Raw genomic sequence first — 25,987 nt, 5'->3', positions numbered from 1 at the left:
CGTGAAGAGGGGGCACACGTGCGGCGGGGCCTTGCCGCGCGGGTGCGGGGGTTCATCTGTGGGACATCAACGACGACGCGCGGATCGGGCTCGACCGGGGTGGGCCGACGACGCGGGCCGCGCTCGCCGTGCGCCGGCGCTCACGCGCTGACCGGCGTGACTTTCGCGGGCGCGCGGGTCGCGCGCTTGTGCGTCCAGTGGACGATGCGCAACTCGCCCTCGGCCGTCTCGACCAGCGCGGAGAGGCTCTCGACCCAATCGCCGTCGTTGCAGTAGAGCAGGCCGTCGATCTCGCGGATCTCGGGCTTGTGGATGTGGCCGCACACCACGCCATCGCAGCCGCGGCGGCGTGCCTCGTCCGCCATCACCTGTTCGAAAGCCGAAATGAAGTTCACGGCATTCTTGACCTGATGTTTCAGGTATTGCGACAGCGACCAGTAAGGAAAGCCGAACCGCGTGCGTACGCGGTTGAACCAGCGATTGAGCAGCAGCGTGAGCGTGTAGAGCGAATCGCCGAGATACGCGAGCCACTTGGCGTGCTGGATCACGCCGTCGAACAGGTCGCCGTGCGTGATCCAGAGGCGCTTGCCCGACAGGGTGGTGTGGAACGCTTCGTCGCGTACGGCAATGTCGCCGAATGCCAGTCCGCAGAACTGGCGCGCCGCTTCGTCGTGATTACCCGGCACGTACACCACCTGAGTGCCCTTGCGCGCGCGGCGCAGCATCTTCTGCACGACGTCGTTGTGCGCCTGCGGCCAGTGCCAGCCCTTGCGCAAATGCCAGCCGTCGATGATGTCGCCGACGAGGTACAGGTAGTCGGACTCATGGTGGCGCAGGAAGTCGAGCAGGTATTCCGCCTGGCAGCCTTGCGTGCCGAGGTGGATGTCCGAGAGCCAGATGGTGCGGTAGCGGGTAATGCCTTCGGGCGGCGGGTCGAGCGGATCGGGCGTGTCCGGCGGCAGATCGATGGTGGTGGGCGGCGTGGCGGGAGGGTTGGCGGGCGGCGTGGCGGGGCGGCCCGGCGGCGCGTCTGCGAAGTGACCGGCGCGAGCCGCCGGCGTTGGGATCGGCAGATCGAAGGTCGGGGTCGTCGTCATAGCGGCTCGCACGTCGCGTTGAACATGCGAGCATTGCGCCATGCGTTCATGAAGCGACGATGACAGTCATGCGCGTGTCGTGAAACTGTCTTCAGGCGTCGCGACATCGCGACATCGCGACAGCGTGACATCGCGACATCGCGAATTCCGGCCGCACGCCGCAGGCGGATGACGCCGACGCAGCGCTCAGTCGCTGTGCCGCAAACCCTGCGCGATGCGCTCGAGCGTCTCGAGCACCAGGGCTCGCGCGCGGGGATGCGTGGCGAGCGACACGTGGCCCAGCCGGTCCAGGGGGAGATTGTGCGCGCCGGGCAAGACCGAGGTGCGCACCGGGTAGACGACGTTGTCGTGGTGGCTGTAGATCGACGTGATGCGCGCGCGTTCGGCATCGGTCTCGCTGTTGGCCAGCGCCACGAGCCAGTCGCTGCCCAGGCGCATCTGGTGAACGTTCGTCCCCACGCCGTTGCGCGTGTGCAGGGTGCCGAAATGCGGCGAGCCGAGGGTGATGGTGTGGGCCACTGGCAGCGTGCGGTAGCGCCTCAGGCTGGCGCGGGCGGCCAGACCGCCCATGCTGTGCCCGATGATCACGACCGGCAGCCGCGTGCGTTCGGCCAGCGCCTGCGCGGCCGTCGCGACGTTGCCGGCATAGCTGTCGATGTCGCCGAACATCTGGCCGAGATTGATGGCGTCGCAGGCATAGCCCGCTTCGGCCAGATGGCGGGAAAAACGCAGCCAGAACGCGCGGTTGCATCCGTAGCCGTGCAACAGCAGGACCGCAACGGGGCGGGCCGGACCGCTCGGCGCCGGCAGCGGCGCGGCGCTCAGCCACGGCTGATAGATGTCGAGCAACAGGATGGAGGCGGCACATTCGTAGGCCCAGATGGCCACGTTCGTGCCGGCGCTGACGCGTCGCGCCGGCGCCGGATCGCCGTTGGCCGCCATGACGAAGCCCGCGGCAAGCCCGAGTGCGTGCGCAACGGGCAGCCACAGCACCGTCCACAGCAGCGTCGTCCATGCGCTGTGCCACGTGGCCCAGGTCACGACGGCGACGACCAGCGACAGGCCGGCTTCCACGCCGCCGTATATCAGGTGGGCGCGAGACGGGCGAAGCCTGGACGGTGGCGTAGGGGACGTGGGCGGCGGTGGGTTCATTTGCCCAGCACGCTCACGAGGCGCGTGCCGGCGAGTCGGTCGTGCACGAACTGATGGTCGGGCATCACGCGCATGGCGAGCGCCCAGAGCACCATCCAGCCCGCGAGCAGCCCGACGCTGGCCCAGCCGGTCAGCCCGAGCGCCCAGTCGATGGCCATGGCCGGGAGGACCCACAGCCACGCGAGCACGTAGCGTGCAACGGCGCGTGCGGGGCGCACGGGCAGGCCGCGCGCATCGACCAGGCGGATCTTCCAGGTTTTCATGGCCAGGGTCTGGCCGCCGTGGGTCCAGAACCAGACGAAGTAGGCGCCGAGCACGAGAAACAGCCAGGCCTGCATCGCGTGACGGTACATCAGGCCGCTGCGTTGCTGGGTCAGGGCACTGAAGAGGTAACCGGCGAGGAACAGCACGCCGAACAGCAGAAGCGACTCGTAGACCATGGCGAGTACGCGGCGGCGCAGCGTCGGTACTGCATAGGTGCCGGAATCGGCCCCCGGTGCGGCGTCGACCGGTGGGATCGGCGCCTGGGAGGGCTGGCGAGCGGACGACGAAGCAGAGGCCGGGGTGGCGGCGGGCGGAGTGACGGAGTCGGTCATCGCGGCGTGGTCTGGGATCTTTTGTCAGAGGCCCGGACGTGCCGCGCGTGGAACTCCCGCGTCGGACACGTCGAGCCGTGTGCCGCCCATTATGCGGAAGATTGCGCCCGCGAGCCAGCGCGGCGGCCCCGCGACGAGCCTTGCCCGGATCGCGGCGCGGGAATGCAAGAACGGCCGCCCTGGGGCGACCGTTTGCCATTTTCCGTATTTCCAGTGCAACGACGCGGCGCGCCAGTCGCGATCAGTTGTGGTGATAGAGGTCGGAATTGAACACGGCGTCGGCACTCCTGTCGCTGCCCGCGGCACTCGCGCCGGCGCCGCCGGCACCCGATGCGGCCGAAGCCGGCGCCGACGGCGCCGCCGAGGACGACGCCGGTTGTGCGGCGGTCGGCGCGGAGGCGCTCGTCGGCGCCGGTGCGGGCAACGCCCCGGTCTTGCCGGCGGTGATCGATTCCTTGCGGTGGACGGCGGCGTAGGGGTTCTTCACGCCTGTGCGACCCGTGGGGGGGGCGCTCACCACGTTCGGACGATTCGCCTGCTTCCGGTCGACTTCGGCCAGACGCTTCTTCTGCTCTTCGGTCAGTTCCTGGTACTGCTGCCACACCTGTGCCTTTCGCTCGGGCGGCAGGGTCTTCGCGTTCTGATAGCTCTCCCTCGCGAGTTGGCGCTGCTCGGGCGTGAGGCGCACCCAGTCGGCCATGCGGTCATGCAGCCGCTTGCGGCCTTCCGCTGACAGGGTGTGAAACCGCTTGGCGATCTCGACCCACTTCTCGCGCTGACGATCGCTCATGCGATTCCAGTCCTGGGCGAGCGGGGAGAGCGCCTCCTGCTGCGCTGGCGTGAGCCTGGCCCAGTATCCGCCCGGGCTCGGAACGGCGGCCCCGGGAGTACTGCCAGGCGCGGCGGCACTGGCCGACAGCGCGCCGACCGGCGCACTGGCAGGGCCCGCGACATCGGGTGCCGAGGCGGAGGAGATCGTCGGCGGCGCATCGGACACGGGGACCGGCGCTGGCGAGCGGCGCAGCGCTGCCGTGCCGGCGAGCGCGGCCACGATCAGCGCGGCGACCAGAAAAAGTACGTTGCGTCGCGTCACTGGGCGGTCTTGGGTGGGGGAACTACTGGGCACGCTTCAGATAGGCGTTGAAGCCATGGTCGGCATAGGCCGACAACGGCAGTTCGTCGCTCAAAACGGCGGCATCGATGTCCGCCAGATCCTGAATGTGCTGCTGATGTTCCCAGTACGCGATGCCCGCCAGGCCGATTACCAGTGCGGCAAGCGGCCAGAGCAGGCCGAGACGGCCCAGCCGGTCGAACGCGCGGCGCGGACCGCCGACGTCCGGCGCCTGCACGGAGCCCACGCCCGCGAGCGCCAGCGCCGGTTGCACCACGGCGACCGGTTCCGGCTTCTTTCGGGCGAGCGCCTCCTGGCGAGCGGCGGCCAGCCGGGCCGCGATATTCGGCGACGGTGCGTCGGACGCTTCGTCCAGTGCACGCCGCACGCGATGTGCGAAGCGGATTTCCCTCGTTTCCAGATCGTGACTCATAACCTGATCCCTTTTGCCTTCAACGCCTGCGCCAGCGCGTGCGTGGCGCGGGAGCAGTGCGTCTTGACGCTGCCTTCCGAACACCCCATCGTGGCGGCGGTCTCGGCAACGTCCATGTCTTCCCAGTAACGCATGAGGAAGGCTTCTCGTTGACGTGTCGGTAGTTTCTGTATTTCCGTCTCGATGACGGAGAGGATTTCGGCACGCGAAACGGCGTCCTCGCTGCTCTCCGTTTGCACGGACCCGTCCTCGCCCAGCAAGGTTTCCAGCGGATCGAAATCGTCGCGCTCGTCGTCGCCCGGGCCCGCCAGATTCGAGAACAGCGTGACCCAGGTGTTGCGCACCTTTTGCCGGCGGAAATAGTCGTGAATCGTGTTCTGGAGGATGCGCGTGAAGAGCAGCGGCAGGTCGGCCGGCGGCTTGTCGCCGTACTTCTCGGCCAGACGGATCATCGCATCCTGAACGATGTCGAGGGCGGCCTCGTCGTCGCGTACGGCATAGACGGCCTGCTTGAAGGCGCGCCGTTCGATGCCTGCGAGAAAATCCGCCAGTTCCTTGTCAGATGCCATCCGGTGGGGTGCGCGCAGCGTTGCGTGCCGCGCCTGTGAAATGCCGTGTAAGCGTAAAGTTCGCGTAGTCGGAGCGGATGCTACCAAAAACGCGCCCGGCTGTAACCGCTTTTGCTTTGCGTCGCCTCATGTGAGGACAGCCCCCCGGGGGCGACGGATTCCTATGATGTGAAGATTGTGCACCAGCATGGGGCGTTGCGGGGGATTCGGCGCGAAGGCCGTGGTGGCGGACTTCGCACTCATGCTGCAAATGCATAAACATGCTTGACCATTTTGCTGCGAACCGGTAAGGTTGCCAGTTCGCAATATCTGTGATTGTCTCAATATCGGCACGCCTATCCGGGGTGCCTATCATTCAGACGCGCAGCTTGAGCCCGAACCACAAGTTCGCGGGGAGAGCACCCGATCAAAATTTTTGCCGAAACTTTGAAAGGTCGACGATGAACATGCCAAGCGCGGAATTCTCCGAGGCGGAAGCTACACGCCACCAAAATACTTCCGAAGACATGATCGGCGCCGAAATTCTCGTGCGCTCGCTTCAGGAAGAAGGGGTCGAACATCTGTGGGGTTATCCCGGCGGTTCGGTTCTCTACATCTACGACGAACTCTACAAGCAGGACAAGATCCAGCACATTCTGGTGCGCCATGAGCAGGCAGCCGTCCACGCGGCCGACGCTTATTCGCGTTCCACCGACAAGGTCGGCGTGTGCCTCGTGACGTCGGGCCCCGGCGTGACCAATGCGGTCACCGGCATTGCCACGGCGTACATGGATTCGATCCCGCTCGTGATCATCACCGGGCAGGTGCCCACGGCCGCGATCGGCCAGGATGCCTTCCAGGAGTGCGACACGGTCGGCATCACCCGTCCGTGCGTGAAGCACAACTTCCTCGTGAAGGACGTGCGCGATCTCGCCGCCACCATCAAGAAAGCCTTCTATATCGCCAGGACGGGCCGTCCGGGGCCGGTGCTGGTCGATATTCCCAAGGACGTGTCGAAGGCGCGCTGCCGCTTCGAGTATCCGAAGTCCGTGTCGCTGCGCTCGTACAGCCCGGTCACGAAGGGACACTCGGGGCAGATCCGCAAGGCCATGAGCCTGCTGCTCTCGGCCAAGCGTCCCTATATCTACACCGGCGGCGGCATCATTCTGGCCGACGCGTCGAAAGAACTGAACCAGTTCTGCGATCTACTCGGCTACCCGGTGACCAATACGCTCATGGGCCTGGGCGGGTATCGCGCGAGCGATCCCAAGTTCCTCGGCATGCTGGGCATGCACGGCACGTACGAAGCCAACATGGCCATGCAGCACTGCGACGTGCTCATCGCCATCGGCGCGCGCTTCGACGACCGCGTGATCGGCAACCCGGAGCACTTCTCCTCGAACGCCCGCAAGATCATTCACGTCGATATCGACCCGTCGTCGATTTCCAAGCGTGTGAAGGTCGACATTCCGATCGTCGGCGACGTGAAGGAAGTGCTGCGCGAAATGATCGAGAACCTGCAGACGGCCGAGCATGGCCCGGACACCGCGGCGCTCGCCGACTGGTGGAAGCAGATCGAGCAATGGCGCTCGCGCGATTGTCTCGCGTTCGATCGCGAGAGCGAGATCATCAAGCCCCAGCACGTGGTCGAGACGTACTGGAAGCTCACCGACGGCGAAGCCTTCGTGTGCTCGGACGTCGGTCAACACCAGATGTGGGCCGCTCAGTACTATCGCTTCAACAAGCCGCGCCGCTGGATCAATTCCGGCGGACTCGGCACGATGGGCTTCGGCCTGCCGGCCGCGATGGGCGTGAAGATGGCGCATCCCGATGCCGAAGTCGCGTGTATCACCGGCGAAGGCTCGATCCAGATGTGCATCCAGGAACTCTCGACGTGTCTGCAATACCGCACGCCGATCAAGATCCTCTCGCTCAACAACCGCTACCTGGGCATGGTGCGTCAGTGGCAGCAGATCGAATACAGCAAGCGTTACTCCAGTTCGTACATGGACGCGCTGCCTGACTTCGTGAAGCTCGCGGAGGCGTACGGGCACGTGGGCATGCGCATCGAGAAGTCGTCGGACGTCGAGCCGGCGCTGCGCGAGGCGATCGCCCTCAAGGACCGCACGGTATTCATGGATTTCCAAACGGATCCCACCGAGAACGTCTGGCCGATGGTCCAGGCGGGCAAGGGCATCAGCGAGATGCTGCTCGGTTCGGAAGATCTGTAAGACGACGAGGCGCGTGCGCGCCGCCAGCGGCTGCCGGCATCGCCGGCGCACGGGCGCGACGTCCCAAACCAGGACAATCCGGGATACACCATGAGGCACATTATTTCTGTTTTGCTCGAGAACGAGCCGGGCGCGCTGTCGCGTGTGGTCGGCCTCTTCTCGGCGCGTGGCTACAATATCGAGACCCTCACCGTGGCGCCGACCGAAGACCGGTCGCTCTCGCGCATGACGGTGGTCACAACGGGCTCCGACGATGTCATCGAGCAGATCACCAAGCACCTGAACCGCCTGATCGAGGTGGTGAAGGTGGTGGATCTGACCGAAGGCGCGCATATCGAACGTGAGCTGATGCTCATCAAGGTTCGCGCCGTGGGCAAGGAGCGGGAAGAGATGAAGCGGATGTCGGATATTTTCCGCGGCCGCATCATTGACGTTACCGAAAAGACCTACACGATCGAACTCACGGGGAATTCGTCGAAACTCGACGCCTTCATCGAGGGACTGGATCGTACGGCGATTCTCGAGACGGTTCGTACCGGCGGCTCGGGCATCGGACGCGGCGAGCGCATCCTGAAGGTCTGAGCGGTAGCGGCAACGCGGTAAGCGGATTTCGATCCAAATTCTGATTTCAGTTATTTTTTTGGCATTACGGGACAATTCCAAATGAAAGTTTTCTACGACAAAGACGCCGACCTCTCCCTCATCAAGGGCAAGCAAGTCACCATCATCGGTTATGGCTCGCAAGGCCACGCCCACGCGCAGAACCTGAAGGACAGCGGCGTGAACGTGACGGTCGGTCTGCGCAAGAACGGCGCTTCGTGGAACAAGGCGGTCAACGCCGGCCTGAACACCAAGGAAGTGGCGGAAGCCGTGAAGTCGGCCGACATCGTCATGATGCTGCTGCCCGACGAGCAGATCGCCGACGTGTACAAGAACGAAGTGCACGCCAACATCAAGGAAGGCGCAGCCCTGGCCTTCGCACACGGCTTCAACGTGCACTACGGCTGCGTGATCCCGCGTGCCGATCTCGACGTCATCATGATCGCCCCGAAGGCCCCGGGCCACACGGTGCGCTCGACGTACTCGCAAGGTGGCGGCGTGCCCCACCTGATCGCCGTGGCGCAAGACAAGTCGGGTGCTGCCCGTGACATCGCGCTGTCGTACGCAGCCGCCAATGGCGGTGGCCGTGCCGGCATCATCGAGACGAATTTCCGCGAAGAGACCGAAACCGACCTGTTCGGCGAACAAGCCGTGCTGTGCGGCGGTACCGTCGAGCTGATCAAGGCCGGCTTCGAAACGCTGGTCGAAGCGGGCTATGCCCCGGAAATGGCCTACTTCGAGTGCCTGCACGAACTCAAGCTGATCGTCGACCTGATCTACGAAGGCGGTATCGCCAACATGAACTACTCGATCTCGAACAACGCCGAGTACGGTGAATATGTCACGGGCCCGCGCGTCGTGACCGAAGAGACGAAGAAGGCCATGAAGCAATGCCTGACCGACATCCAGACGGGCGAGTACGCCAAGTCGTTCATTCTGGAAAACAAGGCCGGCGCGCCGACCCTGATCTCGCGTCGCCGTATCACGGCCGAGCACCAGATCGAGCAAGTGGGCGGCAAGCTGCGCGCGATGATGCCGTGGATCGCCAAGAACAAGCTGGTCGATCAGTCGAAGAACTGATTTCGACACGCCTCGCGGCACGTACGCGTCGGTATTGCCGGGCGCACGTGCCGCGAGCGTTGTCCAGTTGGGGCCGTCTGTTTTGTCGTAGCCAAGGCTATGGCAACACGGGCGGCCTTTTTCATTGTCCGCACGCCGTGGTGGGCCGGGCGCTGCCCTGTGACGTCGGTATGGCGTTTGGGGAAAAAGTGCCGCCGCGGCGCGCGCATTGTTACAATGCCGCCACGTCAACGGTTCGGCTCGATGCGGACCGAACCGCTCACTCAACTGTATTGCCAAGGACGCGAACTCAATCGCATGCATTATCCACACCCGATCATTGCCCGCGAGGGCTGGCCCTTTCTGGGTGTCGCCGTTGGCATCGCGCTCGTGGTGCATTTCATGTCCGGGGTGTTGTGGGCCGCGCCGTTCTGGGTGATCGCCCTGTTCGTCCTGCAGTTCTTCCGTGATCCGCCGCGCGAGGTGCCGCAGCAGTCGGGGGCCGTGCTCTCGCCGGCCGACGGCCGGGTCGTGGCGATCGAAACCACACAGGACACCTACGCAGATCGTGAAGCGCTGAAGATCAGCGTATTCATGAACGTCTTCAACGTGCACTCGAATCGTGCTCCGGTTGACGGCACGGTGACCAAGGTGGAATATTTCCCCGGGCGTTTCCTCAATGCCGATCTCGACAAGGCATCGCTCGAGAACGAACGCAACGCCCTGGTGATCGACGTGGGTGGCCAGATCGTCACGAGCGTTCAGGTGGCGGGACTCATTGCCCGCCGCATTCTTTGCTACGTCAAAGCAGGCGATACGCTCGCGCGCGGTCAGCGATACGGTTTCATCCGTTTCGGTTCACGCGTCGACGTATACCTGCCGCTGGGGTCGCGCCCGCGCGTGGCCATCGGCGACAAGGTGTCGGCCACGTCGACGATCCTCGCCGAACTGTAAGCCCGTCACGGAGGTACTGATGCCGGAAAACCATCGCGGCCGCTTGCGCAACAACGTAAGGCACCTCTCGCCGTTCGGCCGCAACAAGCCATCTTCTGAGCCATTGATGAACGAAGACCAAGACCCGCATCTGGAGGACGAACTTCCGGTGCGCCCGCGCAATCGCGGCATCTATCTGCTGCCGAATGCCTTTACCACGGCAGCCCTGTTCTGCGGCTTCTTCGCGATCGTTCAGGCGATGAACGACCGCTTCGAGCAGGCCGCGATCGCGATCTTTTTCGCGATGGTGCTCGATGGCATGGACGGACGTGTCGCCCGCATGACCAACACGCAGAGCGCCTTCGGCGAGCAATACGACTCGCTCTCCGACATGACCTCTTTCGGCGTGGCGCCGGCGTTGGTGATGTACGAGTGGATCCTGCACGAGATCGGCAAGTGGGGCTGGCTCGCCGCGTTCGTCTACGTGGCGGGCGCGGCGCTGCGGCTCGCGCGCTTCAATACGAATATCGGCGTGGTCGACAAGCGCTTCTTCCAGGGGCTGGCCAGCCCGGCGGCGGCGGCGCTGGTGGCGGGCTTCGTCTGGATCACGATCGACAACAAGTTGCCCGTGAACGTTTTCTGGATGCCCTGGGTCGCCTTTGGCCTCACGATCTACGCCGGCATGTCGATGGTCTCGAATGCACCGTTCTACAGCGGCAAGGCGCTCGACGTGCGCCAGCGCGTGTCGTTCGGCGTGGTGCTGCTCTTCATGGTCGGCTTCATTCTGGTGTCGTCCGATCCGCCGCTCGTCCTGTTCGGCATGTTCTGCCTGTACAGCATTTCCGGATATGTCCTCTGGGCATTCCGCTTCCTGAAGGGCCGTCGACAGCGGATCTTCGGCGAAGTCGACGAGTAACGGCATCAGTGCACGGGGCGTCTGCGTACGCCCCTTGTCACCTGCGCCTGTCAATGTTGTCAGGCGACCCCGCAGGCAGATGTTGTAGTCTTGAGGCGGGTAAGTCGCAGCATCCCCCCGTGGCCCGGACACGCCGTGGCGACTCTGGCCGAACCGGCGCCGTTTCCGCAGTTTGGCAGTTCGACGTAAGCAAGGAGCAATCATGGGCATTCTGGACTTCGTGAAGGAAGCAGGTCAGGCACTCCTGGGCAGCAAGGCGGAAGCCGCCGAGCCGCCCGCCCCGGGCCCCGACGCAGATGAGGCGAATCGGAAAGCGGCCGATGCCATTCAGAACTACATCAACACGCAAAACCTGAACATCACCGGGCTGACCGTGACGTTCGATGGCGCGACTCGCACGGTGTCGGTATTCGGCGTGGCCGCGGATCAGGCCACGAGGGAAAAGGCGTTGCTTTGCGCGGGCAATGTGAAGGGCGTGGAGAAGGTCGATGACAAGATGTCGGTCTCGACGGCCGAACCCGAGTCGCGCTATTACACGGTCGCCTCGGGCGACACGCTATCGGCGATCTCGAAGGCGCAGTACGGCGACGCGAACAAGTACAACGTGATCTTCGAGGCGAACAAGCCCATGTTGAGCAGCCCGGACAAGATCTACCCCGGGCAGAAGCTGCGCATTCCGCCGCTCTGATCCCGCGACATTGCGCCAGTCGCCCGCCCGGCCCGGTGTCGGGCGGTTTCGTTTCATGTGACCTCGCGCGCCCGTCGATATTGGGCCGGCGGCCCGTGCCCGCGTTGCGAAAACACCCGATTGGGACTATATTGGCGCTCATGATTTGAGGCGTCATCCCGGCTTCGGGCCTTCCTCTCGCACCGCCAATGCCATGCCGTATTTCCGCCTTCGGGCCGGCCATGCCTGCGCGCGTCGCGCGCTGATCCCCTCCCGGTAGTTGCCTGCGCATTCGACGATTGCGCCGATGTTGCCGCGATGTCACGTGGCGCGCGGACGGCGGTCGTCAGGGGCGGGGCGATCGCGGGCCCGCGGATGCGCCGACCTCCCGACATTCAAAACAATCCGAACCTTACGAGATCCCCACAGGAGAGAGTCATGGCCGACAAGCTGATCATTTTCGATACGACCTTGCGCGACGGCGAACAGTCGCCGGGTGCGTCGATGACGCGCGATGAAAAGATCCGCATCGCCCGTCAACTGGAGCGTCTGCGGGTCGACGTTATCGAAGCGGGTTTCGCGGCCAGCTCGAACGGCGACTTCGAGGCCATCCGGGCCATCGCCGGCATCGTGAAGGACAGCACGGTGTGCTCGCTCGCACGCGCCAACGACCGCGATATCGCGCGCGCCGCCGAAGCGCTGAAGGGCGCGAATTCCTCGCGAATCCACACCTTCATCGCCACTTCGCCGCTGCACATGGAGAAGAAGCTGCGCATGAGCCCGGAGCAGGTGCTCGAGCAGGCGAAGCTCGCGGTGCGTTATGCGCGTCAATTCACCGACAATATCGAGTTCTCGCCGGAAGACGGCAGCCGCTCCGATCTGGACTTCCTGTGCCGCGTGCTCGAAGCCGTGATCAGCGAGGGAGCGACGACCATCAACGTGGCCGACACGGTCGGCTATGGCGTGCCTGAACTCTACGGCCAACTGGTGCGAACGCTGCGCGAGCGCGTGCCGAACTCGGACAAGGCGGTGTGGTCGGTGCATTGCCACAACGACCTCGGCATGGCCGTGGCGAACTCGCTGGCAGGCGTGAAACTGGGCGGCGCGCGCCAGATCGAGTGCACGATCAACGGGCTGGGGGAGCGCGCGGGCAACACGGCGCTCGAGGAAGTCGTGATGGCGCTCAAGACCCGCAAGGATTACTTCGGTCTGGAGTTGGGCATCGACACCACGCAGATCGTGCCGGCATCGAAGCTCGTCTCGCAAATCACGGGGTTCAATGTGCAGCCGAACAAGGCGGTGGTGGGCGCCAACGCGTTCGCGCACGCCTCCGGCATCCACCAGGACGGCGTGCTCAAGGCGCGCGACACCTACGAGATCATGCGCGCGGAAGACGTGGGCTGGACCGCCAACAAGATCGTGCTGGGCAAGCTCTCGGGCCGTAACGCGTTCAAGCAGCGGCTGCAGGAGCTGGGCATCGAGATGGAGTCGGAGCAGGACGTGAACGCCGCGTTCACCCGTTTCAAGGAATTGGCCGACCAGAAGGCCGAGATTTTCGACGAGGACATTCTGGCCATCGTGTCGAACGAGGCGCAGGCCGAAGGCAACGAGCACTTCTACCTCGTGTCGATGGCCCAGCACTCCGAAACGGGCGAGCGTCCGAGCGCGCGCGTGGTGTTTACCGCGCAAGGCAAGGAACTCGTCGGCGAGGCCGAGGGCAACGGACCCGTCGACGCGGTGCTCAATGCCATCGAATCCCAGGTGCAAAGCGGCGCCGAGCAATTGCTGTACTCGGTCAATGCCATCACGACCGGCACGCAGTCGCAGGGCGAAGTGACGGTGCGGCTGTCGAAGTCGGGCCGGATCGTGAACGGCGTGGGCACCGACCCGGACATCGTCGCGGCGTCGGCCAAGGCCTATCTGTCGGCGCTCAACAAGCTCTATTCCAAGGCCGAGAAGCTCAACCCGCAACTCACGCCGTAATGTCCGGGGCCGCCTGTACGCCGCGATCGGCCTCAGTCGGAGCAGTAGATGCAGTCGCGGTGTCGTGAATGCCGACGTGGGAAAAACGCCCGCATCCCGGAGTCCGGGATGCGGGCGTTTCGCATTGGGCGGCGCAGGGTGGGCGCAGCCGCCCGTGAGTGTCAGAACAGCGTGTTGTCGCGCCGCTCGTGCAGTGGGTCGGGGCTCACCTGCATGGTCCTGAGCACGCCTTCAGGGTCGAAGTAGAAGTTCATCATCGAGAACCAGGCACCGTCCTGCTTGTAGCGATATGTCCAGACGTCACGATGCATGCGCGCAAACGCGCTGGTCTCGACCGGCTCGCCGTAGTGATGGAGCACGTCGGTTTTCGTCCATTTGTCGACCAGGGCCTTGTTGAATTCTTCCGTGGAGAGCACCTGGGCGGTGCCCAGCAGGTGACCCTGGGCGTCGAAGTCGGCGGCAATCGTTTCCTCCCCGAAAGGCTTGGTCGGATACAGCCAGCGGGTCACGCCCGGTGTCAGCGGATAGACTTCCGGCGGTTTGCCGAGTCGTGCCTGCACGTCGGCCTGTGACATGTTGGGCGTGAGTTGCTGCCAGGTCGGCGTGATGCACGCGGTGAGCGACGCCGCGAGGGCGCCCGTCGCCAGCCAGCGCGCCACCATGGCGGTCGCGGCGTAGCGCGCGAGGTGGGCGGTGCGAGAGCGGCGCGGCAACGCGATCGCTTCGGCGACGTTCGCAGGTGCCCGGAGAGGATGCGTCATGGGTGGCCTCGCATGATGGGGGAGGTTCGTGGGAAGCGGATTGCCGACGCGCCTCGCCCCGGGGTGCCGAGCGCTTTCGGGGCGCAGGCACGAGGGCTTGGGGCGTTGGCGCGCCATGCCGATAGCATACCGCCGCCCGGGTCGTCGCGGGGCGCGTCGGCTTGCCGCGTGGGGAGTGGGGCGTTATGATGCGCGCCGAGAGAGTTACTGGGGTCTCGATGAAAGTTCAAGTCTTGCTGGCGCGCTCGTGCGCGATGCTGTGCGCCGTCGGTCTGCTGGCGGTGTCCGGCCTGGCACAGGCCGCGCCGCCGATCCGCTTCGCGCTGATCGAGGGCATGAGCGGCCCGTTCGGCAATGCCGGCGCCATGGTCGAGCGGAACCTGCGCTTCGCCATCGACCGCGTGAATGCGCGCGGCGGCGTGAAACTGCGCGACGGCGCCCATCCGCTCGAATTGACGGTCTTCGACAGCAAGGGCGGCGTGGAGGACAGTCTGGTGCAACTCAAGGCGGCGGGCGACCTCGGCATCCCGTTCGTGTTGCAAGGCAACAGCTCGGCCGTGGCTTCCGCGCTGATCGACGCCATCAACAAGCGCAACGCCCGCGAACCCGGACAGCGCATGCTGTTCTTCAACTATTCGGCGGTCGATACCGCGCTGACCAACGAACAGTGCAGCTTCTGGCACTTCGCGTTCGATGCCAACGCCGCCATGCGCATGCAGGCGCTGACCGAGGCCATCAAGGAAGACGCCAGCATTCAGAAGGTGTACCTGCTCAATCAGGACTACAGCTTTGGCCGGCAGGTTGCGGGGCTGGCGCGCGAGATGATCGGCGCGAAGCGGCCGGACGTGCAGATCGTCGGTGAGCAGTTCAGCCCGGTCGGTCGCGTGAAGGACTTTACGCCCTACCTCGCGCGCATCCGCGCGGCCGGCGCCGACACGGTGGTCACGGGAAGCTGGGGCAACGACCTGACACTGCTGGTCAAGGCCGCGCGCGAGCAGGGCATGGAGCTCAAGTTCTATACGTTCTACGGCAATGCGCTTGGCGCCCCGGCGGCGCTGGGTGACGCGGGCGTGGGGCGGGTATATGCGGTCGCCGAGTGGCATCCGAACGTGGGAGGCGAAGCGTCCGATGCGTTCTACAAGGCCTTCCGTGCCCGATATCCCGACGCGCGCGACGATTACGCACTGCTTCGCATGAGCGTGATGATCGACATGATCTCCGCGGCGCTGGAGCAGGCGGGCACGATCGACGTGACGACGGTGGCGCGTGCGCTGGAGAATCGGCGGATTCGCGAGGCGCCCGCCGACGCCTGGATGCGCGCAAACGATCATCAGATGATCGAGCCGCTGTACGTATCGGTGATGCGCCGCGCCGGCGAACCGGGGGTGAAATTCGACAACGAGGGTTCCGGCTACGGATTCAAGACCGTCATGGAACTGCCCGCGAGCAAGGTCGCGTTGCCGAGCACGTGTCGGATGGCGCGCCAGCGCTGACGGGCAGTAAACGTCGATTTGTCGCAATTTTCGGAGTAATTCGGCGAATTTGACTCGATTGTTCCGGATGTTTGGCGAATCTTGGCGCGCCGGCAGGCCTGCCGGCCCCGCCGGTCAAGGCAAAGCGCGGAAAAATGTGGCGTCGCGACGTCGACTCCCGTATAATCGCGCACTTGCAGTTTTGTTTATGTGCGACCTCGTTGCACATGTTTTTGTAAGTTCACGGCACGGCCATTCTTCCGTGACCGCGTGTATTCAAAGGAAAGACAATGTCGAACGCAGATATCAAGAAGTCGGACGTCGTGGCGCAATTCGCCCGCACCGCCAATGACACCGGCTCCCCCGAAGTTCAGGTTGCGCTGCTCACCACGCGCATCAACGAACTGACCCCGCACTTCAAGGCCCACATGAAGGATCACCACAGCCGCCGCGGTCTGCTGCGCATGGTGAGCCGTCGCCGTAAGCTGCTCGACTACCTCAAGGGCAAGGATGCGGACCGCTACCGCGCCCTGATCGAGAAGCTGGGCCTGCGTAAGTAAGCGATTGCGATTACGACGAGATGCCTGTATCAGCGTGCTGATGCAGGCATTTTGTTTTTGGGCGGTGCCGGATTCGACGCGAACGACGCGTCTTTCGGACGATCAACCTGGCGAAGTGCCGGGTTCCCGGTTTACGGGGCCTCGTCGGCAAGCAGGGCTTGTGTCATTCCAGGGTCGCATCAGACATGCACGGCAGTCGGCCGAGCAACGCTGGAATGGCATAACACTCCCCCCTGTGAGGCGTCGGGATCACCCCGGCAGCGATATCGCGCCGCTGCTGCATTCGCGCGATTCGATATAGGAGTGCAAATGTTCAATAAAGTCGTGAAGTCTTTCCAATGGGGACAGAACACGGTTCGCATGGAGACCGGTGAGATTGCTCGCCAGGCCTCGGGCGCCGTGCTCGTCGACATGGACGATACCGTCGTGCTCGCCACGGTCGTTGGCGCCAAGAATGCCAAGCCGGGTCAGGATTTCTTCCCGCTGACGGTCGACTACCTGGAAAAGACTTACGCCGCCGGCAAGATCCCGGGTGGCTTCTTCAAGCGTGAAGGCCGTCCGTCGGAAAACGAAACGCTGACGTCGCGCCTGATCGACCGTCCGATCCGCCCGCTCTTCCCGGAAGGCTTCTACAACGAAGTTCAGGTCGTGGTGCAGGTCGTCTCGCTGAACCCGGAAGTGCCGGCCGACATTCCGGCCCTGATCGGCGCATCGGCCGCACTGGCCATCTCGGGTCTGCCGTTCAACGGCCCGGTCGGTGCCGCGCGCGTGGCGTATGTCGACAGCCAGTACGTGCTCAACCCGTCGCGTGACCAGATCGCCAAGTCGAAGCTCGATCTGGTCGTCGCCGGTACGGAGCAAGCCGTGCTGATGGTGGAGTCGGAAGCGCAGGAACTGCCGGAAGACGTGATGCTGGGCGCCGTGGTGTTCGGTCACGAACAAATGCAAACGGCCATCAACGCCATTCACGACCTCGTGCGCGACGGCGGCAAGGCCGAGTGGGATTGGGCTCCGGCCGCCAAGAACGAAGCCCTGATCGCCCAGGTGGCCGCGCTGGCAGAAGGCCCGCTGCGCGCCGCTTACCAAACCCGTGAAAAGCAGGCACGCACGCAACAGCTGCGCGCCGTGACCAGCGACGTCATCGCCAAGCTGGGCGAAGCCGCGAGCGCCAAGGGCGAAGCGGCGCCGGACGACATCGACGTGGGCAACATCCTGTTCGATCTGGAATCGAAGATCGTGCGCAGCCAGATCCTCGCGGGCGAGCCGCGTATCGACGGCCGCGACACGCGCACCGTGCGTCCGATCACGATTCGCACCGGCGTGCTGCCGCGTGCGCACGGCTCGGCCCTGTTCACGCGTGGCGAAACGCAGGCGCTCGTGGTGGCCACGCTGGGCACCAAGAGCGACGAGCAGATTATCGACGCGCTGCATGGCGAATATCGTGATCGCTTCATGCTGCACTACAACTTCCCGCCGTTCTCGACGGGCGAGACCGGACGTGTGGGTTCGCCCAAGCGTCGTGAAATCGGTCACGGCCGTCTGGCCAAGCGCGCGCTCGTGGCTTGCCTGCCGAGCGCCGACGATTTCGGTTATACCGTGCGCGTCGTGTCGGAGATCACCGAGTCGAACGGCTCGTCGTCGATGGCTTCGGTTTGCGGCGGCAGCCTCGCCATGATGGATGCCGGTGTGCCGATGACCTCGCCGGTCGCCGGTATTGCCATGGGCCTGATCCTCGAGGGCAACAAGTTCGCCGTGCTCACCGATATTCTCGGCGACGAAGATCACCTGGGCGACATGGACTTCAAGGTGGCCGGCACGTCGAATGGCGTGACCGCGCTGCAGATGGACATCAAGATCCAGGGCATCACGAAGGAAATCATGCAGGTCGCGCTGGCGCAAGCCAAGGAAGGCCGCCTGCACATCCTCGCCAAGATGACCGAAGCGCAGTCGGGCGTGCGTACGGAGCTGTCGGAATTCGCGCCGCGCATGGTCACGATCAAGATCAACCCCGAGAAGATCCGCGATGTGATCGGCAAGGGTGGTTCGGTGATCCGCGCGCTGACGGAAGAGACGGGTACCAGCATCGACATTTCGGACGACGGCGTGGTCACCATTGCCAGCCCGAGCGCGGAAGGGATCGCGGAAGCGAAGCGTCGCATCGAGTTGATCACCGTGGAAGTCGAAGTGGGTCAGGTGTACGACGGTACCGTGCTCAAGCTGCTCGAGTTCGGTGCGATCGTGTCGGTCCTGCCGGGCAAGGACGGTCTGCTGCACATCTCCGAAATCGCCAACGAGCGTATCAAGGACATCAACGAGTACCTCAAGGAAGGCCAGTCGGTGCGCGTGAAGGTGATCCAGCAGGACGACAAGGGTCGTCTGCGTCTGTCGCACAAGGCGCTCACGGAAGAGGAAAAGCAGGGTGGTCCCGCGCTGGTCAAGCGCGAAGGCGACGCCCAGTAATTCCGGTTGTCGGCAGGTCACGAGGCGGCGCGCTAACGCGCGTCGCCTTGTAAGGAAGACGGCGGCTCTCGCGAGCCGCCGTTTTTTTCATCTTTCGCACGGATTCGCAAAATAATGCGGAAAAAATGCGGGTGAGGTATTTACAGGAAAAGGGATTGTCATTAGAATCTCATTTCTCTGTTCGGGGGGTATAGCTCAGCTGGGAGAGCGCTTGCATGGCATGCAAGAGGTCAGCGGTTCGATCCCGCTTACCTCCACCACGGATTCGGAAGCTTGATATTCAAGCGCATCGAAACAGCAAGATTCTTGCAAAAACGATGCGAAAAACTTGAAAATAAAGCTTCACAAGCGAAGAAATGTTGTTTAGAATAGCGTTCTTCGCGAAATGCAGTAAAGCGAAACAGACAAAGTTTTGACGATTTTGTCCCCTTCGTCTAGAGGCCTAGGACATCACCCTTTCACGGTGAGTACAGGGGTTCGAATCCCCTAGGGGACGCCAGAATTGGTGCCGGTAGCGAGTCGGTATCAGTTTGAAAATGCCAGCAGTTTGTGGCGTAAAGCCCGCTGAAAGTCAGGCGGGTTTTTTTGTCGGTTTTGGAGCGGTAGTTCAGTTGGTTAGAATACCGGCCTGTCACGCCGGGGGTCGCGGGTTCGAGCCCCGTCCGCTCCGCCAAAACCTTCGAAGTTCGGTGATTTGCGCGTGAAAATGCTGCAATGCCGAGCGAAAAGCAGGAAAGCAAAGCGATTGACCTCGTGATGCTGTAGCAAGTTTGGAGCGGTAGTTCAGTTGGTTAGAATACCGGCCTGTCACGCCGGGGGTCGCGGGTTCGAGCCCCGTCCGCTCCGCCAAACGAAGAAAGCCCAGGCTAACGCCTGGGCTTTTTTTTATCTCCGCTGTTCTCTTCATGCCCCCGCTGTCGAAGGCCCGATCAACGGCTTTCGAATATTTGAGAAGCAAATTTTCCCGCTTCCATCCGCTCGCAAGGTCGAGCGCGGAATTTTCGCGCTGATCCCACTGAACGCGCAAAATTGACGCATCGGGATGCCGTGAAGGGCCCGGGCAGCGAATTCTCGTATCGAGATCCTTCCTGGCGGTGCTTTTCAGCGGACCAGACACGGTCGTTTCGGGTCGAATTTCCAGTTCGGAATGATCGATTGCATCGCAACGCTGTCGTCCCGAGCCCCCAATCCGTGCTCGAGGTACAGTGCGTGTGCCGCCTGAACCGCCTCCATATCAAGGCTAACGCCGAGTCCAGGTGCGGTCGGTACCCTGACGTTGCCGTCGATGATCTGCAACGGATCTTTGGTGAGGCGCTGTCCATCCTGCCAGATCCAGTGTGTGTCGATCGCGGTGATCTTGCCCGGCGCCGCCGCGGCGACGTGCGTAAACATGGCGAGCGAGACGTCGAAGTGGTTGTTCGAGTGCGATCCCCAGGTCAGGCCCCAGTCATGGCACATTTGCGCGACTCGCACCGAGCCCTGCATTGTCCAGAAATGCGGATCGGCCAGCGGGATGTCGACGGATTGCAGCTGAATCGCGTGGCCCATCTGACGCCAATCCGTTGCGATCATGTTGGTAGCCGTCGGCAGCCCGGTGATGCGACGGAATTCCGCCATCACTTCGCGGCCCGAATAGCCGTTCTCTGCGCCGCATGGGTCTTCGGCATAAGCCAGCACATCGTGCTTGTCGCGACACAGACGCACTGCCTCGGAAAGTGACCATGCGCCATTCGGATCGAGCGTCACGCGCGCCTTCGGGAAGCGTTTGGCGAGCGAAGTCACCGCTTCGATCTCGGCATCGCCTTCGAGCACGCCGCCCTTGAGCTTGAAGTCCTGGAACCCGTAACGCGCGTGTGCGGCCTCCGCCAGCCGCACGACGGCATCAGGTGTCATCGCGACTTCCGTGCGCACTCGCTCCCAGTCGTCGCGCGCCATGCGATTGTCTGCGTAAGGGAGATCGCTGGCATGGCGATCGCCAATGAAGAACAGATAGCCGAGCATCGCGACTTCGCTGCGCTGTTGCCCGTCGCCCAGCAGCGCGGCAACCGGCACTTCGAGATGTTGCCCGAGCAGGTCGAGAAGGGCGGCTTCCAGTGCCGTAACGGCATGAATCGTCGTGCGAAGGTCAAAGGTCTGCAGGCCGCGACCCGCAGCGTCGCGGTCGGCGAAAACGCGCCGTGTCTGGCCGAGAATGGCCTGAATATTGGCGATCGACTGACCGACGACATAAGGACGCGAATCGTCGATTGTCTGGCGTATCGCTTCGCCGCCGGGGACTTCGCCAACCCCCGTGTGGCCCGCACTGTCTTGCAGAATGACGAGATTGCGAGTGAAGAACGGTCCATGGGCGCCGCTCAGGTTCAGCAACATGCTGTCGCGGCCGGCAACGGGAATGACGCGAAGATCGGTAACGATGGGGGTTCGGCTCATGGTGGATGTGAGAGCGGGCATGAAGGTCGATGACAGTGATACATTTGTTGTATGTCGTCAGACAACATTCTAGGGAATGCTGTTGAGACTGCCTTTGGGGGTATACCCGATTTCCCTGAGATTTAATGCGGGAAGACGGCGATAAGATCCTGATGTCGCACCATCTGAATGCCGGCACATGTTTCCATGTGTTGTCGTACAACGTGCGGCTCGTTGAGATGGAAAGGTGGTTTGGTTGCTGACTGACCGTCGAGGTCTCGGCGCTGGATCCTGCGTCGTCAGCCTTTGATGCGTACGACCCAGCGCAGGTAAAGGAGCAGACCGAGGGCGGCGACACCCAGGCTCGCACTGTTCGCGAACCAGAAGCCGGCGGCGCCGTGAAGCCATGCCGGCGACATTCCGCCGACATCGAAACCCAATACATAGCCGCCACCCAGGCCAACGCCCCAGAGCGACAGCGCGTAGATAACCGTGGGCACCACGGCGACCTTCCACGCGCGGAGCACGAAGACCGCGGTCACTTGCAGCGCATCGAACACGTGATACAGGGCAACGATCGCGAGCAGCGGGGTCGTGACGGCGGCCACGAGCGGGTCGGCGGTGTACGCCGCCAGGATCAACGGGCGGCCGATCCACATGAGCGTTGCGAGTAGCACGCCCAACATGCCGGCAAACTCCACGCCCCTGCGTCCGACCCGGCGAGCCAGCGTAAAGTCGCGCGAGCCGATCGCCTGGGCGGTGAGCGTCGAGGTCGCAATGCCGATCGACATCGGCAGCATATACATGAGCGCACCGAGGTTTGCGGCAATCTGATGTCCGGCGAGCGTAACGTCGCCCAGGCGTGCAATGAAGATCGCCATGAACGAGAACGCCGTCACCTCGATCAGGTAGCTCAGCCCCATCGGCACGCCGAGCTTGAGCAGAGCGCGAATGGCATGCCAGTTCGGCCAGCAGAATCGCGCGAAGATGCCGAACTCGCGGAGCTTGGCGTGACGCGCCATGAGCGTGAGTCCCAGTGCGCATGACACCCAATTGATGGAAGTCGTGGCAATGGCGCAACCGGTACTGCCGAGCGCCGGAATGCCCAGGCGCCCGACGCCGTAGATCAGCGCGAGGTTCAGAGGGATTTTCAGCGCAAGCCCCGTCACCTGAATCGCCATGACGATGCGCGGCAGACCGACCGCCGTCGACAGCGAGGAATACAGTCGAAAGAGCAGCGCCGCGGGCAGGCCGAAGGCGAGCGTCTGCAGATACGCGCTCGCTCTCGCCTCGAGTTGCGGGGTCGCCTCGGAGAGCTGCAGAATGAACTGCGGATGCGACAGGATGAGTACACCCGGCACCGCGAGGAACAGGGCCAGCCAGAAGCCCTGACGCACTTCCTCGCCGATGGCGTCGCGCGCGCCGCCGCCGAACAGCTGCGCGACGATCGGCGAGAGCGCCACGAGAATGCCCATCAGCCCGACGTACACGGAAATATAAATGGAGCCGCCGAGTGCGAGCGATGCGAGATCGAATGCTGAGGCGCGCCCCACCATCGCGGTGTCGATCACGCCAAAGGCGATGACCGCCAGTTGGCCGACCAGCACCGGCCAGGCCAGCCCGGCAATGCGTTTGATGTCATGCCACATGCTGTCGCGCATCGGCTCCGGTCAGCGTGGCCGCGCGGCACGACGCCACGGACGCTCCTGCAGCACGTAGAGACGGAAGCGCTCGTCGCGGTCGGCCGCACGGCGGCCTTCCCACAATTGGCGCCACTCGTAAGGTGCGAGCGAGAGCGGTTCGCTGTAATCTTGCGAGTCCTGGCGTAACAGAACGTCGCAGTCGTCGTCGGCCGAGCCGAAGTGCATCTTGCCGAAGTAGGCGAACGACGCCAGCTGTGCATCGCCCACGCGCGCAGTGCGAATGCATGTGTAATCGGCGGGAAGATGCGCGGCGATCTGTGCGGCAACGTCGCGATACGTCCGACCGTAGTTCACGACCGGCAGCCACAGCGTCATGAGCAGCACCCACATGAGCGTGGTGCCTCCCGAGGACAGCACGACGCTGCGCCACAGCACCTTGGGGCTGCGCGACACGCGCCAGGCCACCAATGCGACCCAGGCGCCGGTCACGATCAGCGCACTTATCAGCGTGATCCAACTGAACTCGGGCTGAAAGCCCGGCACCAGGCGACGCAGGTTACGCGCCGTGGACGCCGGAAATCCGGTAATGCCGGCGAGCCACACGATCCAGACGAAGCCGGCCAGCACGGTAAAGGACAACACGGCAAACCAGTCGATGGCGTTGACCGTGCCGCGTTTGAGCGTGGGCAGGCCAAAGGCGGCGATGATCGACAATGCCGGTAGCGCGAGCATGAAGAGCTGGTTGCCCTGATGCGCCTGAAGCACGATCAGCACCAGTATCACGATGGCGAAGGCCAGTGCGATCGCGATGTGTGGAGCGCGTCGCATACCGCGCCATGAGTACAGGGACCAGGCGGCCAGCGGCCACGCCGGCCAGGCGAACAGCGCGAGGTTTTTCGCGATATAGCTCAGCGACGCGAGCGATGGGCCGCTGAACGTATCGACGCCGATGTCCGCCCACTCGCCGAGCCATTGCCGCGCGCCATCGGCCAGTTTCAACGCGGCGAGCGGCCAGGTGCAGGCGATGAGCAGTGCGACGGGCGTGGCCACCAGCAGCAGCATGCGCAGCGGCAACTGGCGACACACGATTGCCGCAGCGATGCCGGCAATCCATAGCGAGAGCACCATCATTGGCGACGAGGCGAGCGCCATCCCGCCGAGGGCAAGACCGAACCACATGGCGCCCTGGCGCGGCTTGTCGAGACTGCGCACCAGACCGTAGATGGCCATGGAAATCAACGTGAGCTGACCGACGGTGGACGTCGTTTCGTGGCCGCGTTCGGCCAGGCCGAAGCAGGCAAGCAGAATCAGCAGGGCGCCGTCGGCGAGGGTACGTCCGTAGTCGCGCGGCTCGGGTTCGCCGCCGAAGGCATACTTGAACGGCTGGACTTCGGGCCGACGGCCCAGCAAGTACGTGCCGTACCAGATGAAGGTGCAGGTCGCGTAAAAGCAAAGGCCGGTGACGACGCGAGCGGCGTCGGGTGCGTCGAGCCACGAGAAGGCGCGAATGGCGAGCGCTCCGAGCCACGAGACCAGCGGCCCGCTGTCATAAATGGGTTTGCCGGCGATGTTGGGCAGCAGCCAGTCCGACAGGTGGCCGTGCGCCATCGTCCACATCACGCCGAAGCCCGCTGCATCCTCGTTTTTCCACGGGTCGCGACCGAACAACCCCGCCAGCACATAGATGACGCAAATGGCGATGAGCAGCGAGCGGGGCAGCGCGCTGGTGGCGGAGGCAGTGATGCGAACTCGTTTCATAGGCGATACGGCAAGCCCGGCGCACCGGCCGGATGGGAAAACTCAGGAGAAGAGCCGGAACCGGCCCGAGGGTGAAGCCTGGGTGATGCTCAGGGTGCGCCCAAGGGAAAACTCGGGCGTACTGCGAAAGCCGACAGTATGACAGTAACCGGCATTTCGGCGCAGGCCAGACCCAAGAAAAAAGGGCAGCCTTAGCTGCCCCTTTCCAATGCCTTTCGCAACGCCGCGGAGGTGTTCCGCATGCCTTGTGGCCCGCTGACTGCTCGGGCCCGGCACGGCGTTGTCTGGCGCGTCGCCGGTGAAACTCAGGCGATCTTGCCGCCGGCGCGATTGCCGAACTTCTGACGGAACTTGTCGACACGGCCGGCCGTGTCCATGATGCGCTGCTCGCCCGTGTAGAAGTTGTGCGAAGCCGACGACGTATCCATCTTCACGAGCGGATAGGTCTTGCCATCCTTCTCGGCCGTTTCCTTGGTCTGGATCGTCGAGCGGGTGATGAACTCGAAGTCGACGCCGGGCGTCATGTCGCGGAACAGGACTTCGCGGTAAACCGGGTGGATGCCTTCTTTCATGATGTACCTTGGGTTAGATCGGTAGCCAGTCTGCGCGAGCCCCTTGGCCCGCTAACGCCGTCGCCGTCTTGCGACCGGGAAGGCGCCAACCACTTTCCGGGTGAGTAAAACGCGCATTATGCCATGAAAACAACGACTTTCGCAAAGTTTTCATGGGGTTGCGCCGGGGCGCGGCGCCGACGTGCCCGGCACCCCGCCGCCGCCGTCGGCCGGGGCGGCCGGATCTTGCAGGAAGTAGCGCGAAAACAGAGTGTACAGGGCCGGGTATTCGTCGCGAAACGCTTCCGGTGCCACAAAAAAAGCCTCGGCACACACGGCGAAAAACTCCGACTCGTGTTCCGTCGCATAGGGGTCTAGGAGCGACGTTGCGCAAAACGCCTCCCAGCGATCGTCCGGTACGTTCGCCACATGGTGGCAGAACGCTTCGTAGGCCGGGTCGAACACGTCGCACCATGCTTGCGTCGTGAGGTCGCCATGCAGGCGGCGCAGCATCGGCGGCACGCCGTCCGCTTCGCCGCCTTCCATGTCGATCTTGTGGACGAATTCGTGAATCACCACGTTGTACGCGAGCACGTCGCTCGCTTGCACGTCTTGCCATGAGAGCAGCACGGGGCCGCCTTCCCAGGCTTCGCCGCTCGCCTCCTGTTCGACGTCGTGAACCACGCCCGCGTCGTCCTGCACCGTCTTGCGAATCAGGAATTCGCCCGGATAGAGCACGATGCCGGTCCATCCGCGATAAAGGGCGCTTGGCAGATGAAGAATCGGCAGGCAGGCTTGAGCGGCGACCGAAACGCACATGGCTTCGGTCAGCACCAGGTCGTGCGCGGTGGAGAAGTGCTTGCTGGCGAGGAAGTCGGTCGCCAGATGACGCAACTTGTCGAGATCGGCGGCGCTGCGGCGTGCCAGAAACGGCAGGGCCGCCACCACTTCCTGCCATATGGCATCGTCGATTTCCGGGCGGCTGGGCGAGAGCTTCAGGCGAGCAAGCAGAGTCTTGAGCATGGCGGGAGGAGCCGAAGTTGCGTG

General features: G+C 63.8%; 22 protein-coding genes and 4 tRNA genes. 14 read left to right on the top strand and 12 right to left on the bottom strand.

Translation table 11 applies throughout. The features are described 5' to 3' along the window. Positions 1-140: 140 nt before the first annotated feature. The 6 genes from W930_RS0108335 to W930_RS0108310 form a co-directional block, all read right to left on the bottom strand. Positions 141-1,073, bottom strand: a complete 933-nt coding sequence (locus tag W930_RS0108335; RefSeq protein WP_048806680.1) for a UDP-2,3-diacylglucosamine diphosphatase — start codon at positions 1,071-1,073, stop codon at positions 141-143. A gap of 210 nt (positions 1,074-1,283) precedes the next feature. Then, positions 1,284-2,171, bottom strand: a complete 888-nt coding sequence (locus W930_RS26650; RefSeq protein ID WP_023871636.1) for a triacylglycerol lipase — start codon at positions 2,169-2,171, stop codon at positions 1,284-1,286. Between the two features lie 74 nt (positions 2,172-2,245). Next, positions 2,246-2,845: an RDD family protein gene (locus W930_RS26645; protein ID WP_023595466.1), complete on the bottom strand. Its 600-nt coding sequence runs from the start codon at positions 2,843-2,845 to the stop codon at positions 2,246-2,248. A gap of 241 nt (positions 2,846-3,086) precedes the next feature. Beyond that, positions 3,087-3,938, bottom strand: a complete 852-nt coding sequence (locus W930_RS26640) for a DUF3106 domain-containing protein (protein ID WP_023595467.1) — start codon at positions 3,936-3,938, stop codon at positions 3,087-3,089. 22 nt (positions 3,939-3,960) lie between these two features. Then, positions 3,961-4,389, bottom strand: coding sequence for a DUF3619 family protein (locus W930_RS0108315; RefSeq protein WP_023595468.1), 429 nt, complete (start codon positions 4,387-4,389; stop codon positions 3,961-3,963). Further along, entirely contained in the window at positions 4,386-4,958 is a 573-nt protein-coding gene (locus W930_RS0108310; RefSeq protein WP_023871635.1) for an RNA polymerase sigma factor, read from the bottom strand. Before W930_RS0108310 ends, W930_RS0108315 begins: the two co-directional genes overlap by 4 nt. 440 nt (positions 4,959-5,398) lie before the next feature. Between W930_RS0108310 and W930_RS0108305 the strand changes: the two genes are divergently transcribed. From W930_RS0108305 to W930_RS0108275, 7 genes are all read left to right on the top strand, one after another. Further along, complete coding sequence (locus W930_RS0108305) at positions 5,399-7,168, top strand: acetolactate synthase 3 catalytic subunit (protein ID WP_023595470.1); 1,770 nt, start codon at positions 5,399-5,401, stop codon at positions 7,166-7,168. A 90-nt stretch (positions 7,169-7,258) separates the two neighbouring features. Then, positions 7,259-7,750: an acetolactate synthase small subunit gene (ilvN, locus tag W930_RS0108300; RefSeq protein ID WP_023595471.1), complete on the top strand. Its 492-nt coding sequence runs from the start codon at positions 7,259-7,261 to the stop codon at positions 7,748-7,750. 81 nt (positions 7,751-7,831) lie between these two features. Beyond that, positions 7,832-8,848: a ketol-acid reductoisomerase gene (ilvC, locus tag W930_RS0108295; RefSeq protein ID WP_023595472.1), complete on the top strand. Its 1,017-nt coding sequence runs from the start codon at positions 7,832-7,834 to the stop codon at positions 8,846-8,848. 297 nt (positions 8,849-9,145) lie between these two features. Then, positions 9,146-9,781 (top strand): phosphatidylserine decarboxylase, encoded by a 636-nt coding sequence (locus W930_RS0108290; RefSeq protein WP_023871634.1) that lies wholly within the window; start codon positions 9,146-9,148, stop codon positions 9,779-9,781. Positions 9,782-9,800: 19 nt separating this feature from the next. Then, positions 9,801-10,676, top strand: a complete 876-nt coding sequence (gene pssA / locus W930_RS0108285) for a CDP-diacylglycerol--serine O-phosphatidyltransferase (protein ID WP_023595474.1) — start codon at positions 9,801-9,803, stop codon at positions 10,674-10,676. A gap of 202 nt (positions 10,677-10,878) precedes the next feature. After that, positions 10,879-11,364 (top strand): peptidoglycan-binding protein LysM, encoded by a 486-nt coding sequence (gene lysM / locus W930_RS0108280; RefSeq protein ID WP_023595475.1) that lies wholly within the window; start codon positions 10,879-10,881, stop codon positions 11,362-11,364. A 417-nt stretch (positions 11,365-11,781) separates the two neighbouring features. Continuing rightward, positions 11,782-13,326, top strand: a complete 1,545-nt coding sequence (locus W930_RS0108275) for a 2-isopropylmalate synthase (RefSeq protein WP_023871633.1) — start codon at positions 11,782-11,784, stop codon at positions 13,324-13,326. 161 nt (positions 13,327-13,487) lie between these two features. Here the strand turns inward: W930_RS0108275 and W930_RS0108270 are convergent, their stop codons facing one another. Further along, entirely contained in the window at positions 13,488-14,087 is a 600-nt protein-coding gene (locus W930_RS0108270; RefSeq protein ID WP_024788512.1) for a hypothetical protein, read from the bottom strand. Between the two features lie 218 nt (positions 14,088-14,305). On the opposite strand from W930_RS0108270, the gene W930_RS0108265 reads away from it, so the two are divergent. From W930_RS0108265 to W930_RS0108235, 7 genes are all read left to right on the top strand, one after another. Then, entirely contained in the window at positions 14,306-15,580 is a 1,275-nt protein-coding gene (locus W930_RS0108265) for a branched-chain amino acid ABC transporter substrate-binding protein (RefSeq protein WP_023871631.1), read from the top strand. A gap of 269 nt (positions 15,581-15,849) precedes the next feature. Further along, positions 15,850-16,119 carry a 30S ribosomal protein S15 gene (gene rpsO, locus W930_RS0108260; protein WP_023595479.1) on the top strand — a complete coding sequence of 90 codons (270 nt, stop codon included), beginning with the start codon at positions 15,850-15,852 and terminating at the stop codon, positions 16,117-16,119. Between the two features lie 303 nt (positions 16,120-16,422). Then, positions 16,423-18,579, top strand: coding sequence for a polyribonucleotide nucleotidyltransferase (pnp, locus tag W930_RS0108255; protein WP_023871630.1), 2,157 nt, complete (start codon positions 16,423-16,425; stop codon positions 18,577-18,579). Positions 18,580-18,763: 184 nt separating this feature from the next. Further along, positions 18,764-18,839: transfer RNA gene (locus tag W930_RS0108250), tRNA-Ala, on the top strand. Positions 18,840-19,002: 163 nt separating this feature from the next. After that, a tRNA-Glu gene (locus W930_RS0108245) sits at positions 19,003-19,078 on the top strand. Positions 19,079-19,175: 97 nt separating this feature from the next. Continuing rightward, positions 19,176-19,252: transfer RNA gene (locus W930_RS0108240), tRNA-Asp, on the top strand. 99 nt (positions 19,253-19,351) lie between these two features. Then, positions 19,352-19,428: transfer RNA gene (locus W930_RS0108235), tRNA-Asp, on the top strand. Positions 19,429-19,680: 252 nt separating this feature from the next. Here the strand turns inward: W930_RS0108235 and gudD are convergent. From gudD to W930_RS0108210, 5 genes are all read right to left on the bottom strand, one after another. After that, on the bottom strand, positions 19,681-21,009 hold the full coding sequence (gene gudD / locus W930_RS0108230) for a glucarate dehydratase (protein WP_369798645.1): 1,329 nt from the start codon (positions 21,007-21,009) through the stop codon (positions 19,681-19,683). 278 nt (positions 21,010-21,287) lie between these two features. Continuing rightward, positions 21,288-22,637, bottom strand: coding sequence for an MATE family efflux transporter (locus tag W930_RS0108225; RefSeq protein ID WP_023871628.1), 1,350 nt, complete (start codon positions 22,635-22,637; stop codon positions 21,288-21,290). A gap of 21 nt (positions 22,638-22,658) precedes the next feature. Further along, entirely contained in the window at positions 22,659-24,389 is a 1,731-nt protein-coding gene (locus W930_RS0108220; protein WP_023595483.1) for a glycosyltransferase family 39 protein, read from the bottom strand. Positions 24,390-24,694: 305 nt separating this feature from the next. After that, positions 24,695-24,961: a type B 50S ribosomal protein L31 gene (locus tag W930_RS0108215; RefSeq protein ID WP_023595484.1), complete on the bottom strand. Its 267-nt coding sequence runs from the start codon at positions 24,959-24,961 to the stop codon at positions 24,695-24,697. 150 nt (positions 24,962-25,111) lie between these two features. Next, complete coding sequence (locus tag W930_RS0108210) at positions 25,112-25,963, bottom strand: zinc-dependent peptidase (protein ID WP_023595485.1); 852 nt, start codon at positions 25,961-25,963, stop codon at positions 25,112-25,114. Between the last annotated feature and the right edge of the window lie 24 nt (positions 25,964-25,987).

This window comes from Pandoraea sp. E26 (assembly GCF_000681415.1).
In the GTDB taxonomy this organism is placed as follows: Bacteria; Pseudomonadota; Gammaproteobacteria; order Burkholderiales; family Burkholderiaceae; genus Pandoraea; species Pandoraea pnomenusa.
Note: the sequence above shows the minus strand (reverse complement) of the source record. Positions and strands in the feature narration are given on the sequence as shown.

Coding starts and splice junctions, on each gene's coding strand:
- W930_RS26645 (WP_023595466.1), bottom strand. CDS start 2,845: ATGACCGACTCCGTCACTCCGCCCGCCGCCACCCCGGCCTCTGCTTCG.
- W930_RS0108315 (WP_023595468.1), bottom strand. CDS start 4,389: ATGAGTCACGATCTGGAAACGAGGGAAATCCGCTTCGCACATCGCGTG.
- W930_RS0108310 (WP_023871635.1), bottom strand. CDS start 4,958: ATGGCATCTGACAAGGAACTGGCGGATTTTCTCGCAGGCATCGAACGG.
- W930_RS0108305 (WP_023595470.1), top strand. CDS start 5,399: ATGAACATGCCAAGCGCGGAATTCTCCGAGGCGGAAGCTACACGCCAC.
- ilvN (WP_023595471.1), top strand. CDS start 7,259: ATGAGGCACATTATTTCTGTTTTGCTCGAGAACGAGCCGGGCGCGCTG.
- ilvC (WP_023595472.1), top strand. CDS start 7,832: ATGAAAGTTTTCTACGACAAAGACGCCGACCTCTCCCTCATCAAGGGC.
- W930_RS0108290 (WP_023871634.1), top strand. CDS start 9,146: ATGCATTATCCACACCCGATCATTGCCCGCGAGGGCTGGCCCTTTCTG.
- pssA (WP_023595474.1), top strand. CDS start 9,801: ATGCCGGAAAACCATCGCGGCCGCTTGCGCAACAACGTAAGGCACCTC.
- lysM (WP_023595475.1), top strand. CDS start 10,879: ATGGGCATTCTGGACTTCGTGAAGGAAGCAGGTCAGGCACTCCTGGGC.
- W930_RS0108275 (WP_023871633.1), top strand. CDS start 11,782: ATGGCCGACAAGCTGATCATTTTCGATACGACCTTGCGCGACGGCGAA.
- W930_RS0108270 (WP_024788512.1), bottom strand. CDS start 14,087: ATGACGCATCCTCTCCGGGCACCTGCGAACGTCGCCGAAGCGATCGCG.
- W930_RS0108265 (WP_023871631.1), top strand. CDS start 14,306: ATGAAAGTTCAAGTCTTGCTGGCGCGCTCGTGCGCGATGCTGTGCGCC.
- rpsO (WP_023595479.1), top strand. CDS start 15,850: ATGTCGAACGCAGATATCAAGAAGTCGGACGTCGTGGCGCAATTCGCC.
- gudD (WP_369798645.1), bottom strand. CDS start 21,009: ATGAGCCGAACCCCCATCGTTACCGATCTTCGCGTCATTCCCGTTGCC.
- W930_RS0108225 (WP_023871628.1), bottom strand. CDS start 22,637: ATGTGGCATGACATCAAACGCATTGCCGGGCTGGCCTGGCCGGTGCTG.
- W930_RS0108220 (WP_023595483.1), bottom strand. CDS start 24,389: ATGAAACGAGTTCGCATCACTGCCTCCGCCACCAGCGCGCTGCCCCGC.
- W930_RS0108215 (WP_023595484.1), bottom strand. CDS start 24,961: ATGAAAGAAGGCATCCACCCGGTTTACCGCGAAGTCCTGTTCCGCGAC.
- W930_RS0108210 (WP_023595485.1), bottom strand. CDS start 25,963: ATGCTCAAGACTCTGCTTGCTCGCCTGAAGCTCTCGCCCAGCCGCCCG.